The 15,121-nt window shown below is 69.2% G+C and carries 17 protein-coding genes; 7 read left to right on the top strand and 10 right to left on the bottom strand.

All coding sequences use genetic code 11. The annotated features are described in order from the left end of the window. The first annotated feature begins 71 nt into the window (after positions 1-71). The 4 genes from G5B46_RS02650 (at position 72) to G5B46_RS24250 (ending at position 3,505) form a co-directional block, all read left to right on the top strand. Positions 72-1,286, top strand: a complete 1,215-nt coding sequence (locus tag G5B46_RS02650; protein WP_165255804.1) for an acyl-CoA dehydrogenase family protein — start codon at positions 72-74, stop codon at positions 1,284-1,286. A 121-nt stretch (positions 1,287-1,407) separates the two neighbouring features. Beyond that, positions 1,408-2,553 (top strand): acyl-CoA dehydrogenase family protein, encoded by a 1,146-nt coding sequence (locus G5B46_RS02645; protein WP_165255803.1) that lies wholly within the window; start codon positions 1,408-1,410, stop codon positions 2,551-2,553. A 156-nt stretch (positions 2,554-2,709) separates the two neighbouring features. After that, complete coding sequence (locus tag G5B46_RS02640) at positions 2,710-3,108, top strand: hypothetical protein (protein ID WP_240903331.1); 399 nt, start codon at positions 2,710-2,712, stop codon at positions 3,106-3,108. 265 nt (positions 3,109-3,373) lie between these two features. After that, a complete protein-coding gene (locus tag G5B46_RS24250) occupies positions 3,374-3,505 on the top strand; it encodes a hypothetical protein (RefSeq protein ID WP_240903289.1) in 132 nt (43 codons plus the stop codon). Between the two features lie 65 nt (positions 3,506-3,570). Here G5B46_RS24250 and G5B46_RS02635 read toward each other — a convergent pair whose 3' ends face one another. Continuing rightward, entirely contained in the window at positions 3,571-3,876 is a 306-nt protein-coding gene (locus G5B46_RS02635) for a hypothetical protein (RefSeq protein ID WP_165255801.1), read from the bottom strand. A 68-nt stretch (positions 3,877-3,944) separates the two neighbouring features. Beyond that, positions 3,945-4,550 carry a TIGR00730 family Rossman fold protein gene (locus G5B46_RS02630; RefSeq protein ID WP_165255799.1) on the bottom strand — a complete coding sequence of 202 codons (606 nt, stop codon included), beginning with the start codon at positions 4,548-4,550 and terminating at the stop codon, positions 3,945-3,947. A 105-nt stretch (positions 4,551-4,655) separates the two neighbouring features. Here G5B46_RS02630 and G5B46_RS02625 point away from each other — a divergent pair, with 105 nt between their 5' ends. Genes G5B46_RS02625 through G5B46_RS02615 form a run of 3 tightly spaced genes read left to right on the top strand, consistent with a single transcriptional unit; the run spans position 4,656 to position 7,807 of the window. Then, the gene (locus tag G5B46_RS02625; RefSeq protein WP_165255797.1) at positions 4,656-5,477 is read left to right on the top strand and encodes a hypothetical protein; all 822 of its coding nucleotides are present in this window, start codon (positions 4,656-4,658) and stop codon (positions 5,475-5,477) included. After that, entirely contained in the window at positions 5,402-7,327 is a 1,926-nt protein-coding gene (locus G5B46_RS02620) for an ABC transporter ATP-binding protein/permease (protein ID WP_165256488.1), read from the top strand. Before G5B46_RS02625 ends, G5B46_RS02620 begins: the two co-directional genes overlap by 76 nt. A gap of 42 nt (positions 7,328-7,369) precedes the next feature. Next, positions 7,370-7,807: a VOC family protein gene (locus G5B46_RS02615; protein ID WP_165255795.1), complete on the top strand. Its 438-nt coding sequence runs from the start codon at positions 7,370-7,372 to the stop codon at positions 7,805-7,807. Positions 7,808-7,849: 42 nt separating this feature from the next. On the opposite strand, the gene G5B46_RS02610 is transcribed toward G5B46_RS02615, so the two are convergent. From G5B46_RS02610 to G5B46_RS02575, 8 genes are all read right to left on the bottom strand, one after another. Next, a complete protein-coding gene (locus tag G5B46_RS02610) occupies positions 7,850-8,242 on the bottom strand; it encodes a MucR family transcriptional regulator (RefSeq protein ID WP_205691434.1) in 393 nt (130 codons plus the stop codon). A gap of 77 nt (positions 8,243-8,319) precedes the next feature. Next, positions 8,320-9,870, bottom strand: a complete 1,551-nt coding sequence (locus tag G5B46_RS02605) for a SulP family inorganic anion transporter (RefSeq protein WP_165255794.1) — start codon at positions 9,868-9,870, stop codon at positions 8,320-8,322. After that, positions 9,867-10,562 (bottom strand): carbonic anhydrase, encoded by a 696-nt coding sequence (locus G5B46_RS02600; protein ID WP_165255792.1) that lies wholly within the window; start codon positions 10,560-10,562, stop codon positions 9,867-9,869. The genes G5B46_RS02605 and G5B46_RS02600 overlap by 4 nt, the downstream gene beginning before the upstream one ends. Positions 10,563-10,871: 309 nt before the next feature. Next, a complete protein-coding gene (locus tag G5B46_RS02595; RefSeq protein ID WP_165255790.1) occupies positions 10,872-12,194 on the bottom strand; it encodes an ATP-binding protein in 1,323 nt (440 codons plus the stop codon). Beyond that, positions 12,191-12,961, bottom strand: a complete 771-nt coding sequence (locus tag G5B46_RS02590) for a response regulator transcription factor (protein WP_101717305.1) — start codon at positions 12,959-12,961, stop codon at positions 12,191-12,193. Before G5B46_RS02590 ends, G5B46_RS02595 begins: the two co-directional genes overlap by 4 nt. 197 nt (positions 12,962-13,158) lie before the next feature. Beyond that, complete coding sequence (locus G5B46_RS02585; RefSeq protein WP_165255789.1) at positions 13,159-13,470, bottom strand: hypothetical protein; 312 nt, start codon at positions 13,468-13,470, stop codon at positions 13,159-13,161. A gap of 36 nt (positions 13,471-13,506) precedes the next feature. Continuing rightward, entirely contained in the window at positions 13,507-14,154 is a 648-nt protein-coding gene (locus tag G5B46_RS02580; RefSeq protein ID WP_165255787.1) for a hypothetical protein, read from the bottom strand. 139 nt (positions 14,155-14,293) lie between these two features. Beyond that, positions 14,294-15,046, bottom strand: coding sequence for a LuxR family transcriptional regulator (locus G5B46_RS02575; protein ID WP_165255785.1), 753 nt, complete (start codon positions 15,044-15,046; stop codon positions 14,294-14,296). Between the last annotated feature and the right edge of the window lie 75 nt (positions 15,047-15,121).

Genomic DNA, 15,121 nt, shown 5'->3' with positions numbered 1-15,121 from the left:
GCTCGTTCGACCCCTATCATCCTCCCGAAACAACAAGACGCCGGCTCAGCCGGCCTGTTCGGGAGCGCGCTATGAACCTCGATTTTTCGCCCGAAGACCTGGCCTTCCGCGACGAGGTTCGCGCCTTCATCGCGCAGAACTATCCAGAAGGCCTGCGCGAGCGCCAGGAAGAGGGCGAGGAGATGTCCAAGGAGGACTTCCTCTCCTGGCATCGCACCCTGGCCGACAAGGGATGGGTCGCGCCGGCCTGGCCGCAGAAGTACGGCGGCCCGGGCTGGACCTCGGTGCAGCGCTACATCTGGTCGGAAGAGACCGCCCGCGCCGACTGCGTGCCGATCCTGCCGTTCGGCATCAACATGGTCGGGCCGGTGATCTACACCTTCGGCACGCCCGAGCAGAAGGAACGCTTTCTGCCGCCGACCCTGTCGGGCGAGATCTGGTGGTCGCAGGGCTATAGCGAGCCGGGCGCCGGCTCGGACCTGGCCAGCCTGAAGACCAAGGCCGAACGCTTCACCGGCGACGACGGCAAGGAATACTACCTGGTCAACGGCCAGAAGACCTGGACCACGCTGGCCCAGCATGGCGACTGGATCTTCTGCCTGGTTCGCACCGATCCGAACGCCAAGATCCAGGAAGGCATCTCGTTCCTGCTGATCGACATGAAGTCGCCCGGCGTGACCGTGCGGCCGATCATTACCCTGGGCGGCGAGCACGAGGTCAACGAGGTCTGGCTCGAGAACGTCAAGGTGCCGGTCGAGAACCGCATCTTCGACGAGAACAAGGGCTGGACCTGCGCCAAGTTCCTGCTGGCCCACGAACGCTCGGGCATCGCTGGCGTCGCGCGTTCCAAGCGCGGCATCGAGCGTATCCGCCAGATCGCCTCGACCGAGCTGTCGGACGATGGCGACGCCCTGATCCGCGACCCGATGTTCAAGCGCAAGATCGCCGAGCTGGAGATCGACCTGGCCGCGCTGGAATACACCGAACTGCGCACCCTGGCCGGTGAAGCGGCCGGCAAGGGCCCCGGTCCCGAATCCAGCGTCCTGAAGATCAAGGGCACCGAGATCCAGCAGCGGATCACCGAACTGGCCTTGGAAGCGGCGGGCCACTATGGCGCGCCTTACTTCCGCGGCTTCCCCAAGGACGGCGACAACGCCCATCCCATCGGTCCCGACTTCGCCCACCGCGCCGCGCCGACCTATTTCAACGTCCGCAAGACCTCGATCTACGGCGGCTCCAACGAGATCCAGCGCAACATCATCGCCAAGATGGTGCTGGGGCTCTGAACTAGGCTCTCTCCCGCCCCTCCCTGGAAACGGGGAGGGCGCTTCGCACGATCAATCAGACACGCTCCTGGCAGGCCTGGCGAACGCGGCCTCGGAGCCTTGAGAACAAGGGACTTCAGGGATGGACTTCAACTTCACCGAAGAGCAGTCGATGGTCCGCGACACGGTCGCGAGCTTCCTGCAGGACAAGTACGACTTCGAGACCCGCCGCAAGATCGTCGCCTCGGACGCCGGCTGGCGCGCCGACTACTGGCAGGCCTTCGCCGAGGAGCTCGGCATTCTGGGCGCATCGTTCAGCGAGGAGCTGGGCGGCCTGGGCGGCGGCGCGATCGACAACATGATCATCATGGAAGAGTTCGGCAAAGCGCTGGTGATCGAGCCCTATCTGGGCACGGTCGTCATCGGCGGCGGCTTCATGAAGCACTCGGGCTATGCGAACGCCGCCTCGGTGATTGAGGGCGTCGTGGCCGGAACCACCACCATCGCCTTCGCCTATGCCGAACCCCAGGGGCGCTACACCTGGAGCGACCTGAAGACGACCGCCAAGAAGGACGGTTCGGGCTGGATCCTCAACGGCCACAAGGCCGTGGTGGTCGGCGCGCCGTTCGCCAGCCACCTGGTGGTCACCGCCCGCACCGGCGGCTCCCAGCGCGAGGCTTCGGGCGTGTCGGTGTTCCTGATCGACAAGAGCCTGCCGGGCGTGGTCACTCGCGACTATCCGACGGTCGACGGCGGGCGCGCCTCGGAGGTCTATTTCGAGAACGTCTCGATCCCGGCCGACGCCCTGATCGGCCAGGAAGGCGGCGGCCTGCCGCTGGTCGAGAAGGTGATCGACGAGGCCACCGCCGCCAGTCTGGCCGAAGGCGTGGGCGTGCTGCGCAAGCTGCACGAAGGGACGCTGGACTACGCCAAGCAACGCAAGCAGTTCGGCCGCGCGATCGCGGATTTCCAGGTGCTGCAGCACCGCATGGTCGACATGTTCATCGAGCTGGAGCAGTCGGTGTCGATGACCTACATGGCCACCATCAAGCTCGATGAAAGCGACGCCGAACGCGCCAAGGCGGTGTCGGCCGCCAAGGTGCGCATCGGCCGCGCGCTCAAGTTCGTCGGCCAGAACGCCATCCAGATCCACGGCGGCATGGGCATGACCGACGAGCTGGCCATCGGCCACTACTTCAAGCGGGGCACGATCATCGAGGGCCTGTTCGGTTCGGTGGACCACCACCTGCGCCGCTACGAGGGCCTGTCGTTCGGCGCGGCGGCGTAAGCCGCCCACTGAACGCCCAAGATTTCGAGCCGGGGCCGCCCGCGTCACGCCGACGCGGGCGGCCTTTCTCGTTCCGGCCTCATTTTCACCGCCCAGCCCGACGGGGTGCGACCGTTCAACGCAGCAGAACACTCGATGGACTGCACGGTGAACGCGATGCTCCGCCCCGAAATGCTGATGGGCCTGTCCCCGGAAAAACTGGCCGACACGCTGGAGGCGATGGATTCCAGCGCGCGCCTGCTGCTCGACCAGGCGCGCGAGGCCAAGGCCCGGGCCGACAAGCTGGAGACCGCGCTTTCGCTGCTGGTGGGCGTGGTGGCCAACGATCCGGGCCTCGAGGAAAGCTATGCCCTGCAAAGGATCGCCGGCCAGCTGCGCCTGTGCGCCGACCTGCCGGAACTGGCCGCGGAACTGGTGGGCTGCGAAGCCGAGCGCATCGAGCCGGTGATGCTGCGGGCGGCCGCAAACATCATCGCCTCAGCCGGCAAGCCCGGTTCGGGCGACGCGGTCGCGACCATGGACCTTCCGCCTCGGGACGGCGCGACTTTGCACTAGGTCGTATGTGGGCGGAAAGTATCGGCGGCCGGCTTTTCAGGAGCGACCAAGTCAATCGTCCGTACGCTGATATCATCCGGGTTCGGAATATTTCCCTTGTCATGCCTGCGCTTGGGCGCATGCTTTGCCTGACGCGCTGACGACTAGGAGGGTGCGAGTCCCTGTAAGCCGCGCGCGTCTCTTTCTGGCTGGATCGGTCGCGGAGCCGGTCCCGTAACACGTGGAGCGCTTGCGGGCGCTCCTGGCTGGTCAAGGAGACGCCGCCATGAACGTAACGAAGATGAGCCACGCCATGCTTTCGTTCGCCCTGATGGGCGGGTTGCTGGTCGGGCCTCGCCCCGGCGGCGCCAAGCCGCCGCAACAGTCGCAGCCGCCCAAGGCTTCGGACAAGAAGTAGCGTCCAAAGAAAACGCCATCCCGGAGGAGCCGGGATGGCGTCGAATTCCACGATTGCGAGGAGGCTTACGGCTTGGCGGCCGTGTTGCACTCTTCGACCCCGGCGGCGTCGAGCGCCTCGCCGCGCCAGGTGAAGGCCGAAACGGCGCCCAGTTCCGCCACGATCTTGCGGCAGCTGCGAACGGCCGGCATGGCCTTCACGGCCGGGGCCTTGCAGACCGTTCCGGTGCAGCGCCACATGGCCCCGTCCTGGATCAGTTCGGCCTTGGCCGGCGGCGCCTTCAGAACGAGCATGGCGCCTTCCGAAGACGCGGCCTGGGCCGCGCCCGCGAAGGAAGCTGCGGCGAGAACGCCGAGCACAAGCATACGCATGGACATCTCCTATCCCCGCGTCCTATTTGTAAGTGGACGCTGATCACATTGTTCGTTGTTATTGAAAACTAAGTCAATCGCCGAACGTCGATCTCGCGATCTCGATCAACGTCCAATCCCCATGCCAGCAAGGCCGGAGTGACATCCTCGGCCGCTTCCACCGATACCCACGCCGTGGTCAGGGCGGGCGGGGTCAGGCCGCGATCGATGGTGTGCTTGAGCAGCGTGAAAAGCGGGTCCCAGAAGCCGTCGGGATTGTGGAAGACGATCGGCTTGCGATGCAGGTCGAGGCGACGCCACGACAGCAGTTCGATGATCTCTTCCAGGGTGCCGATGCCGCCCGGAAGCACGACGAAGGCGTCCGAGCGCTCGAACATCAGCATCTTGCGCTCATGCATCGAGGTGACGATCACCGTCTCGACGTCGTCGAACGGCTTCTCGCGGCCGCGAAGGAACTCCGGGATGATCCCGAGCACGGCGCCGCCGGCCTCGTGCGCGCCGCGGGCCGCCGCGCCCATCAGGCCCACGCCGCCACCGCCGTAGACGAGCTTGAGGCCCGCGCGGGCGAAGTCGCCGCCGATCTGGTGGGCGGCCTCCAGATAGGCCGGGTCGGCCGTGTTCGAAGAGCCGCAGTAGACACAGACCGACCCCAGGCGGCTAGACAGGTCGGGCATCGTCGTCCACTCCAACAAAAGAAAAGGCGCGGCTCCCGTCGGGAAGGGCGCGCCATGGCGTTTCGGGTTCAGGCCAGCTTGGCCGGCCCAGGATTTGGAAGGCGCATGATCGGGATTCGCAAGGCCGCTTTCAAGCCGTGGCCGCTGGCCCTGGTTCTCGTCGTCGCCCTCGCGGCGTGCGGCGAGGAGGGACGGCGCGACTGGGGCCGCGCCGCGCCGGCCGCCCAGCCGACCCGCGACCCCGAAGCGGCCTACCTGGCCCCGCCCAAGGTGGTCACCGCGGCGATCCAGGGCGGCGGGGTGGCGCTGTCCGGATCGGCGACCGCCGGGGCCTCGGTGCGTCTTGGCTCGCCGACAGGAGAGGCCACCAGCGTCGAGGCCGATGCCGCGGGCCTGTGGCGAGCGGTGCTGGCCGGCGCTCCGGAGCCCCGGCTGTTCGGCCTTTCGATGACCCGCGAGGGGCGGACCGTACAGGCCGAAGGCTATGTCCTGGTCACGCCGGAGGGCATGGTGGCGTTGCTGAAGGCCGGCGGCGGATCCGAGCCGCTGTCGGGCCCCTCCGATTCCCTGCGTATCCTGGCCATCGACTACGACCAGGACGGCGGCGCGGTGATCTCGGGCGTCGGACGGCCGGGCGCCGGCTTCGGCGTCCGCGTGGACCGGGTCACCCAGGCCGAGGCCAAGGTCGACGCGCAGGGGCGCTTCAGCTTCTCGCTGACCCGCCCGCTTGGCCACGGCGAGCACGCGGTGCAGGTCGCGGGCGAAGGCGGCGAGGATCTGGTGCGCATCGCCGTCTCGCCGCCCGCCGCCCTGACCGCCGGCCCCCTTCACGCCGAACGCCTGGACGGGGCCTGGCGCGCCGACTGGATGACCCCCGGCGGCGGCGTCCAGACCACCGTGCTCTACGCGCCCGGAGCGACGCGGTGAGGGGCTACGCCTCCGCCGGCCGAGACAGCGCCCGCACAGCCCCCGATACGGCCAAGCCGGTGTCCGGCTGGGCCGCCCTGGCCGAACTGCTGCGGCTGGTCCTGCGGTCACGGGCGCCGGGCCTGACCTGGCGGCTGGTGGCCGCCCTGGCCCTGACCTTCGCCGGCAAGGCCCTGGGCGTGGCCGCGCCGCTGCTGCTGGGCGCGGCGGTCAACCGGCTGACGGCCGGGCAGGGGGCGGCGACCCAGGTGACCCTGTCTTTCGCCGCGCTGGCGGTGGGTTGGGCCGGCGTGCGGTTCATCTCGGCCGCGGCGCCGCAGGCGCGCGATGCGGTCTTCACCCCGGTGGCCCAGGCCGCCCAGAACCGGGCGGCGACAGAGACCTTCGCCCACGCCCTGTCGATGTCGATCGACTTCCACCAGACCAAGCGGACCGGCGCCCTGTCGCGCACCATCGATCGCGGCGCGCGGGCCATGGACTTCCTGATCCGGGGCCTGGTCTTCAACATCGTTCCGACCCTGGTGGAGCTGGCCTTGGCGGCCGTCGTCCTGGCGCGCGCCTACGATTGGCGCTTCGCGGCCACCGCGATCGTCACCGTGGTGATCTACGGCGTCCTGACCTTCTCGATCTCCAACTGGCGCATCGCCCATCGGCGCGAGCTGAACGAGGCCGACGCCGAAGCCGCCGGGCGGGCCGTGGACGCCCTTCTGAACTACGAGACCGTCAAGACCTTCGGGGCCGAGGCCCGGGCCGTCGGCGCCTACGAGCGGGCGCTGACGACCTACGGCGAAGCGCAGATCAAGGCGACCAATTCGCTGTCGCTGCTCAACGTCGTGCAGTCGGCGATCATGAGCCTGGGCCTGGCGGTCATGGCCGTGCTGGCTGGCTCGGAAGCCGCCCATGGCCGGATCGGACCGGGCGACATCACCGCCGTCGTGCTGATCCTGGTGAACCTGTACCAGCCGTTGAACTTCCTGGGCTTCGCCTATCGCGAGATCCGCCAGTCGTTCATCGACATGGAGGCGATGATGGACCTGCGCCGGCAGGGCGCGGACGTCGCCGACGCGCCGGACGCCGTCGACCTGCCGCCGGCGGGGGATCGCCGAGGCGGAGCCGTGGCTTTCGAGAGCGTCTCGTTCCGCCACGGCGCGCGCTCCGACGGCCTGGCCGAGGTCAGCTTCGCCGCCGCGCCCGGCCAGACGGTGGCCATCGTCGGCCCGTCGGGCGCCGGCAAGACGACGCTGGTGCGCCTGGCCTTGCGGATGATCGATCCGCAGGCCGGCCGGGTGACGCTGGACGGCCATGACCTGCGCGACCTGACCCAGGCCTCGCTGCGGCGGGCGGTGGCGCTGGTGCCGCAGGACGTGGCGCTGTTCAACGACACGATCGCGGCCAACATAGCGTTTGGCCGTCCTGACGCGACGGAGGACGAGGTCTGGGGCGCGGCCCGCGCCGCCGAACTCGGCGACTTCATCGGCGGCCTGCCGGAAGGCATGGCCACCAAGGTCGGCGAGCGGGGATTGAAGCTGTCCGGCGGCGAGCGCCAGCGCGTGGGCATTGCCCGCGCCCTGCTGGCCGATCCGCGCGTGCTGATCCTGGACGAGGCCACCAGCGCGCTGGACAGCCGCACCGAGGCGGCGATCCAGGCGACCCTGCGCAAGGCCAGGGAAGGGCGCACGACCCTGGTCGTGGCCCACCGGCTGTCGACCATCGCCGACGCCGACGAGATCCTGGTGCTGCGCCGGGGCAAGGTGGTCGAGCGCGGCCCGCACGCGGCGCTGCTGGCGGCCGACGGCGAGTACGCGGCGCTCTGGCGGCGTCAGACGCGCGGCAAGGTCGCGGCGCAATAGACGATCGGCTATATCGGCGCTTCGCAACATCTGGAGGCCGCCTTGCGCTATCTGCACACCATGGTCCGCGTGAAGGACATCGATGCTTCGCTGCGCTTCTACTGCGAGGGCCTGGGCCTGCAGGAGATGTACCGCATGGAGAACGAGAAGGGCCGGTTCACGCTGGTGTTCCTGGCCGCGCCGGGCGACGCCGACAACGCCAAGGAGCGCAAGGCGCCCCTGGTCGAGCTGACCTACAACTGGGACCCGGAAGACTATCAGGGCGGCCGCAACTTCGGCCACCTGGCCTATCAGGTCGACGACATCTACGCCGCCTGCCAGCGTCTGGCCGACCTGGGCGTGACCATCAACCGCCCGCCGCGCGACGGCCACATGGCGTTCGTGCGTTCGCCGGACGGCATCTCGGTGGAGCTGCTGCAGAACGGCCATCTGGAACCGGCCGAGCCGTGGGTCTCGATGCCCAACACCGGCGCCTGGTGAACATGAAGAAGGCCCGCCGAAACCGGCGGGCCTTCTGCTTTTCTAGCGACGCGTTCCGAAGCGGTTGGCCCGGGCCACGTTGGACCGCAGGTCCGAGAAGCTGGCGGCGACCGTGGGGTAGTCGTCCGGCAGGCCCCACTTGGAGCGATATTCCTCCTCGGTGAGGCCGAGGCTGTTGAGGTGGCGCTTCAGCGAGCGATAGCGGCGGCCGTTCTCGAAGCTGACGATGGCGTCCTGGGTGACGCTGGCGGCGATCTCGTCGGGGCTGGGCCGTTCGACCGGATCGCCGGTCGGCATGGAGAACACGGCTTCCAGCGCCGCATAGGTGCGGGCGGCGAGGTCGGGCAGTTCGTCGGCCGAGACGATGTTGTTCTGCAGATAGGCGCAAAGCACCTGGGCCGCCATGTCGGCGGCGCGTTCCTGGGCCTTGTTCATCTCGGGTCTCTGGGGATCTTCAGGCAAAAAAGAACCCCGGGACCGAGCGGACTCGGCCCCGGGGCGACTGGGTGAGGTCAGTGGGCGCCGGCAGCCCGCAGCCGTTCGCCGAACACGCAGGCGTTGGGCAGTTCGACCTTGGAGCCGGTGCGCTCCTTGCTCTTGACCCACTCGCTCAGCACCTCGGTGGTGGTGTGGTCGAGCACGGTCAGGGCGCGGGTGTCGAGGCGGACGACGCCGCCGTCGGGAGCCGCGTCCAGGGCCTTGGTGATCTTCGGCAGCTGCACGAAGGTCGCCGCGCCCTCGAGGCGGATTTCCTGTTCCTTCTCGCCGAGGTTCTGCTGGGCGATCTTGAGGCGCATGCGCTTCAGGTTCGGCAGCAGTTCGACGACGGTCAGGGCCAGGCCCACCAGCACGCCGGTCAGCAGGTCGGTGGCGACGACCATGACGAAGGTCGCGGCCCAGATCAGCGCCGGCAGCAGGCCGTAGCGGGCGAACAGGTGGCGGACGTGGTCCAGGCTGACCAGCTTCCAGCCGGTGACCACCAGCACGCCAGCGAGGGCGGCGCTGGGGACCTGACGCAGGACGAAGGGCAGCAGGGCGACGAAGGCCAGGATCCAGACGCCGTGCAGGATGGCCGAGGCGCGGGTGACGGCGCCGGCCTGGACGTTGGCCGAGCTGCGCACGATCACGCCGGTCATCGGCAGGGCGCCGACGAGGCCGCACAGCAGGTTGCCGACGCCCTGGGCGCCCAGCTCCTTGTTGTACTTGGTGCGCGGACCATCGTGCATGCGGTCGACGGCGGCCGCCGACAGCAGGGTCTCGGCCGAGGCGATGAACGCCACCGCCACGGCGGTGAGGATGATCATCGGATCGGCGAGCTTGGCGAAGTCGGCCGCGCCCGGGATCGCGATCGCGCCGGCGATCGATTCCGGAACGGCGATCTTCTGCACGTCGAGACCAAAGCCCATGGCCACGAAGGTGCCGGCCAGCACGCCCAGCAGGGCGCCGGGAACCAGCTTCAGCTTGGCCGGACGGATCTTCTCCCACAGCAGGATCGAACCGATGGTGACCACGCCGACCAGCAGGGCCGCTTCGGCGCCGCCGAAGGTCGAGATCGACAGGCTGGTGATCGCGCCGGGGATGGCCAGGAGGTTCTCCAGGCCGTTGGCGCGCGGCTTGTCGCCGAACAGCACGTGGAACTGGCCCGCCACGATCAGCACGCCGATACCGGCGAGCATGCCGTGCACGACGGCCGGCGAGATGGCGCGGAACCACTGGCCCATGCGCAGGGCGCCGGCGGCCAGCTGGACGAGGCCGGCCAGCACGAGGATCGGCCCGAGGGTCGACAGGCCGTGCTTGGCCACGATCTCGAACACGATGACCGCCAGGCCGGCGGCGGGGCCGCTGACCTGCAGGGGCGAACCGGCAAGGGCGCCGACGACGATGCCGCCGATGATGCCGGTGATCAGGCCGCGCTCGGCCGGAACGCCCGAGGCGACGGCGATGCCCATGCAGAGGGGCATCGCCACGAGGAAGACGACGATCGAGGCGGTCAGGTCACGCGAGAAGATCGCGCCGAACCCTTGCTTCGCGCCGTTCGGGGAGGAAACGGCGGAGTTGCTCATTCTGCCGCGATGCCCAGATGGTCGGCGGCGACCATGCGCTTGGCCGGACGCTGCGCGACGGGCAGGGGCGAGCCTTCACGGACCAGTTCGAACTGGCCGGTGTCGCCGTTGTAGGCCTGGATCTGGCCGGTCTCGATCTCGAAGAACCAGCCGTGCAGGGTCAGCTTGCCCTGGGCGATCGCCGAAGCCACCGACGGGTGGGTACGCAGATGATTGATCTGGACCACCACGTTTTCCAGCGACAGGGCGCGGGTCGTGCCGTGCTCGTCCAGGCCGTGATAGGCGTTGCAGACGACGCTGTGGGCGGCGTGGGCGTGGCGCAGCCAGGCGGCCACGTTCGGCATCTTTTCGAGAGCGGCCGGGTTCGAGAACGCCTTCATGGCGCCGCAGTCGGAGTGGCCGCAGACGACGATGTCGCGAACGCCCAGCGCCATGACGGCGTATTCAACGGCCGACGAGACGCCGCCGTTGGCCTGGCTGAACGGCGGGACGATGTTGCCGGCGTTGCGGCAGACGAACAGGTCGCCGGGATTGGCTTGGGTGATGAGCTCGGGCACGACGCGCGAGTCGGCGCACGAGATCATCAGGGCCGAGGGGCTCTGGCCGTGGCTGGCCAGGCGCTCGTACAGCGCGCTTTGAGCCGGGAAGACTTGGCCGCGGAAAAGGGCGGCGCGTTCGAGAAACTGTTCCAAGAGGAACCTCCATGCGATGGCCGCGGCGTCCGGGGAAAGGGGTAACGGACGCCGCGGCGCGCGCGGCCTGAACCGCCACGCACCATGGAAGTTGGGGTGGCGTCTTTGCTGCGACGCAGCGGGTTTTGTGACAAAGGGTTTCCGAGACGGGGCTTTCTCGTGGTGGCCTTTGGACGCTCCCCCTGAAGGGGGAGCTGTCGCGAAGCGACTGAGGGGGAAGGGATTGCTGACGTTGGGAATGCACCGACCTCATCGGACACTTCCCCCTCCGGCCCTCCGGGCCACCTCCCCCTTCAGGGGGAGGATCTTCTAAAGCGCCGGCAGCCGGATTTCAGCCCGCAGGCCGCCTTGGGGGCGGTTGCGGAGGATGAGTTCGCCGTCCTCGCGCTTGAGGATCTGCTGGACGATGGTCAGGCCAAGGCCCAGGCCGCCGGTGTTGCGGGCGCGGGCGCTGTCGAGGCGGTGGAAGGGTTCGAGCACGTGGGCCAGTTCGGCCTCGGGGATGCCGGGACCCTTGTCCTCGACCGCCAGCACGACCATCCGGCCTTCGCGGCTGAGCGTCAGGGCCGCCTCGCCGCCGTAGTGCAGGGCGTTCTCGACGATGTTGCTGATGGCGCGCTTGAGCGACAGCGGGCGGGCGCGCACGGGCAGGTGCTCGGGGCCGTCATAGGTGGCGATGCGCTCGGAGTCGGTGGCGTCGTCCACCAGGGTCATTGCGATGGCGGCGATGTCGGTGCGGCGCGGCGGCTCGGGGTCTTCCTGGCCGCCCAGATAGGCCAGCAGCGAGTCGAGCATGCCGGTCATCTCGTCGACGTCGGCCTCCAGCGCGTCGCGGGCATGGTCGTCGGTGACGAAGCCGGCGCGCAGGCGCAGGCGGGCCAGCGGCGTGCGCAGGTCGTGACCGACGGCGGCAAGCGCCTCGGTGCGGGCCTGCAGCAGGCCGGCGATGCGGTCCTGCATGGCGTTGAAGGCCTGGGCCACGAGCTTGAGGTCGCCGGCCCCGGTCTCGGCCACCCGCACGCGCGCGCCCTGGCCGACCTTGTCGGCGGCCTCGGCCAGCGCCCGCAGGGGACGGCTGAGGTTGCGCAGCACCAGGGCCGCCGCGGTGATGACGCCCAGGCCCAGGATGAAGGCCGAGCCGACGCTGCTGAGCAGCACCGCCCAGGGGGCGGCCCGGATCTTGGTCTTCATGGTCAGCCAGGTGCCGTCGCGCATCTTCAGCGCCACCTTCAGGTGGGTGTCGCGCGGCAGGGTGCGGTCGATCTCGGCGTTCATCCGCAGGTCGCGCCGGGCCAGGCTGGGCTCGGCGGCGCGGAACTGGTCCTTGAGCTTGCGTTCGGCCGAGCGCTCGCGGTCGACCAGATGGGGCAGGGGCGTCCATTCCAACTGGCTGGAGCGGCTGGACAGACCCGCGGCGCGCGCGATGCGCTCGTGCTCGGGACGGGTCTCCAGGATGGCTTCGGCGGTCACCAGCTGTTCGGCGGCGCGCTGAACCTGGTTGTTGCGGTTGGGGTAGATGCGGCTGTTCTCGAACAGGATCGAGCTGCCGATGAATTCCAGAGCCACGGCCAGCATCAGGACCAGGGTGACCTGGCCGACCAGACGCTGCGGCCACAGCCGCAGAGGCTTCATCGCCGCTCGACCTGCGCGGTGAAGATGTAGCCGATGCCGCGCACGGTGCGCAGCAGGGACTCGGCCTGGCCGCTGACGGCCAGCTTGCGGCGCAGGCGGCTGACCAGCACGTCGATGCTGCGGTCCGAAGCGTCGGAGATGCGGGCGCGCGACATCTCCAGCAGGCGCTCGCGGCCGATCACCCGCTGGGGCGAGGACAGGAAGGCCAGGAGCAGGTCGAACTCGGCGCCCGACAGATCAACGAAGGCGCCGTCGGGCGAGAGCAGTTCGCGGCGGCCCGGATCCAGCTGCCAGCCGGCGAACACCATCTGCTGGGCGCCGCGGGGCTGGCTGGCCTGGGCGCCGCCTTGCGTGCGGCGCAGGATGGCGCGGATGCGGGCGATCAGCTCCTTCTTGCTGAAGGGCTTGCCGATATAGTCGTCGGCGCCGAGCTCCAGGCCGATCAGGCGGTCGCTCTCGTCGTCGCGCGCGCTGAGCATGACGATCGGCACGTCGCTTTCCTTGCGCAGGCTGCGGCACAGCTGGAAGCCGTTGCTGCCCGGCATCATCACGTCGAGCAGGATGATGTCGACGGTGTTGGTCTCGAGCACGCGCGCCATCTCGCCGCCGTGGGCGGCGCTCAGCGGCTGGAAGCCTTCCTCGCGCAGCAGGCGCATCAGCAGGGTGCGCAGCGCCGGATCGTCCTCGACGATGAGCACGGTCGGGGCCACGGGGGCCGTGGCCAGCTCCCGCTGCAGAGCGTTCAGTCCGTTACCTGAGCTATCCATATGCCTGGGCTATCTAGGAACGATGAGGCCGCGAGCAAGGTAGAAAGCGGCTGTTTTCCACCGACTTCAAGCCAATACCAGGCCAGATTGCATCGTTCTCTGAAAAAGGTGCGCCCTCGCGCGCACTTCGGGGGAAGAGGACTCGCGCGAGGGCCGGCCGTCGGGACGGCCGTCTTGTATGCCGTGCTTGCTGGCCCTTAGGCCGCGCGGCAGATGTCGGAGACGGCGGCGCGGACGGCGCCTTCCTGGGTGGCGGCGGCGTCGGCCGAGTGGAACACGACGCGGACCACGCCTTCCTTGGCCTTGGCCGTGGCGACGTCGTCACGCTTGGCCAGCTCGACGGCGGCCGGGGCGGCGCAGGCGGCCGAGGCGGCGATCTTCACCGTGCGCTTGTGAAGGTTCTTCTTGGCGACCTCTTCGGTGAAGGTCAGGCCGTGGCCGGCCGGACCGGCCATGGCGGGGAAAGCGACGAGGCCAGCGGCCACGCCGAGAACAGCAGCGAACTTCATGACAGGAAACTACTCCGGATACGGGGACGCGACGGCTCAGCCGCCGGTGGCGGTGTCGGCTTGCGCCTGGACCGCGGGAAGGGTGGCGCGATAGGCCTCGACGCTCTTCAGCAGGCCGACGATCTCGGCCTGGGTGATGGCGGTGCGATGCTCGTAGCCCTTGGGCGACTTGAACTTGAAGCCCCAGGCCTGCGGCTTGGCGGCGACCTTGCGCAGCTCGTCTTCGCCGATCGGGAAGGCGACTTCTTCCGTGCACAGCTCCGGCGCCTCGAACAGGAAGCAGCGGCCGGCGTTGTCGCGGATCTTGATCGCCTGAGTCTGGACCGGCCAGGCCGAGGTCTCGTAGGCCACCGTGTCGTACTCGCGCATCGAGCCCTGGTACATCAGGGTCTGGCGGACCTCGTAGCGGGTCGCGCCGGTACGCTTGTCGACGACCGCGCGCAGGTAGTTGTCGTTCGACGGGTTGCGGAACAGGCCCTTGCCGGTCTGGAAACCGGCCTGCGTGCTGACGACGGTCTCGACGTCGAGCTGATCGTCGATGACCTGCGTCTTGGCCTGGAAGTGATCGGCGCCGAGGGCGACCTGCCTTGCGGGCAGCTTCACGGTCTCGGCGACGGCCGCGCCGCCGATGGCCAGACCGCCCAGGGCGGTCAGGGCCAGCAGGCGATTGCGGGTCTTGCTCATGGTCTTCTCCTGTGAAGCGCGGGCCGATCCCTCGTTCGGCGGGCGCTTCTGACAGGTGTTAGGGTGGCGAGGCCGCCTTGCGGCTCTGCATCGTGTTTGTGACAAAGCATTGCCGCGCGCTATCGAGGGCGCCGGCGCCTCAGAATGCGGCGGATCCGAGATAGCCCAGGCCCGTGGCCCGGTGGATCGCCTGGGCCCGGCCCGCCACCCGCAGCTTCAGGGCGGCGTTCTGGACGTGAAAACGGACCGTGGGACCGGAGATGCCGATGATCTGGCCGATGTCGGCGTCGGTCTTTCCGGCCGCCGCCCATTTGAGGCACTGGATCTCGCGCTTGGTCAAGCGCACCAGCGGCGCGTCGTCGGCCAGTCCGTCGCGATAGGCCGACACCAGGCGCAGGGCCGCGCCGTGCATCTGGTCGGCGCGGGCGGCGTAGAGGACGGGCAGGTCGGGCAGGGGGCTGTCGGAGGCCCAGACCACGGCGCCGATCACCCCGCCGGTCAGGTAGGTCGGGGCGATGATGGCGGCGGCGACGCCGAAGTCCTGGGCCGCCTCGGCCACCGGGATGGCCTCCAGCTTGGCCAGCGGCCGCCAGCTGCAGAAGCGGCCCTGGTGATAGAAGAACGGCTCGGCGGCGTAGCGGGCGGCCAGGATGAACGGCGCACGCAGGGCGAAGGCCCGGTCGCGCCAGTAGCGCAGGCCCGCGTCCAGCCACTGGAAGGTGGTCTCGGCCAGCGGCAGGCCGTCGGAGCCGAGCATCGGTTCGGGACTGGAGATGTCGGCGCTGGCGGCGACATAGGGCAGGCCGATCTCGGCGCCGAGGTCGCGCACGGCCAGCGCCAGGTCCATGACCCGCGCCAGGCGCTCGTGATCCTCCCCCGTCGTCGCCGTCATGCGGGCGCTCTTTCCCTATCGGTTCCGATAGCTTGCGCACCGGGCCCAGGCTTTCGCAAGTTTCCCCGACGTTGG

The sequence above is a fragment of the Caulobacter sp. 602-2 genome (genome assembly GCF_011043625.1).
Lineage (GTDB): Bacteria > Pseudomonadota > Alphaproteobacteria > Caulobacterales > Caulobacteraceae > Caulobacter.
This window is presented reverse-complemented; position numbering and strand designations above follow the sequence as displayed.